This window comes from Thermococcus sp. GR5 (assembly GCF_012027535.1).
Classification (GTDB): Archaea; Methanobacteriota_B; Thermococci; order Thermococcales; family Thermococcaceae; genus Thermococcus; species Thermococcus onnurineus.
The window spans coordinates 1-249 of sequence record NZ_SNUN01000052.1; the positions used below are offsets into that span (position 1 = coordinate 1).

Genomic DNA, 249 nt, shown 5'->3' on the forward strand with positions numbered 1-249 from the left:
CTCCCGAGATTGCCCGTGAGGCTGAAGTGAGCCACGTTGATTACTTTACGTTTTCCCGCATGATGGTGAGGAAGCGCGAGCTCATTCCTGACAGAGGCATAAGAGTTCTCTCTGATGATGTCTCTCTCTACGTCTCTTCCTCTTCTAGTGAGCTCATAAGGGCCGTTGTTGAGGGCTTCATCGACAGTCCTATCCTTCAGATAGGCGATGCTACCTTCATAACTGAGGATATAAAAATTTTGAAGGAGC

General features: G+C 48.2%; 1 pseudogene. It reads left to right on the forward strand.

The features are described 5' to 3' along the window. Positions 1-249: pseudogene (locus tag E3E33_RS10830) on the forward strand (CRISPR-associated endoribonuclease Cas6); the annotation flags it as partial.